The organism is Olavius algarvensis spirochete endosymbiont, assembly GCA_900608495.1.
GTDB lineage: Bacteria > Spirochaetota > Spirochaetia > DSM-2461 > DSM-2461 > UBA2779.
In genome coordinates, this window is sequence record UWYT01000221.1 from 1 (window position 1) to 744 (window position 744).

Below are 744 nucleotides of genomic sequence, written 5' to 3' on the forward strand. Positions count from 1 at the left end.
TTCGAGCAGTACTCACAGCTATGAGTATGACGGTCTCTATCAGCTGATTTCCGCCGAGGGCGAGTATCAGAGCCATCCCGCGGGCTTATCCAGCGGAGTGAGATGGCAGAGAAGCTATACTCAGGAATATACTTACGATGGGTTCTTCAATATGAGCCGCAAGGTTTCATCCGAGAGGCGCAGGCCCACTGCCGAGGAGGTGGGAGAGTTCAATTACGAACTTGACTACATCTACGATGCGAGCAAGCCTCATCAGGCTGCCAGGATAGGGGATAAGTACTTTGGCTATGATGATAATGGAAATCTCATCACTGAGAGCCGCCAGCCGCCGGAAGTCAAAGGAGGCTATGAGGCGCCCGAGCGCATTGGCGAGGTTCGGGTTGCCGACAGGGCCTGGGGAATGGGAGAAGACTCCTCGGAAGATAGCCATCTCAAGGAGCTTGACTGGAGTGAGGATAACTGGCTCAGGGAGGTTGAAAACAACAACGGGATAACCAGCTTCCTTTATGACGCCGACGGGGAGCGCAGCAGCAAGCTTGGAATGAACGGGGAGAGTTTGTATTTCAACTCCTGGTTTACCGCCACCGAGGACGGGATTGATTATCGTTACTCCAAGCACATCTTCATCGGTTCGGAGAGACTGGTTACCAGGGTGCGCCAAGAGCGAAACTACAACTGGGACTCCGAAGATACCACAACCTATTACTATCATCCGGACCATCTGGGGAGCGTATCTGTCGTATC

At 53.1% G+C, this 744-nt stretch carries 1 protein-coding gene; it reads left to right on the plus strand.

Annotated features, from left to right (window positions below):
* Window positions 1-744: hypothetical protein (locus S1OALGB6SA_RS10250; RefSeq protein WP_503465880.1), on the plus strand; the 744-nt coding region annotated here is incomplete at both ends.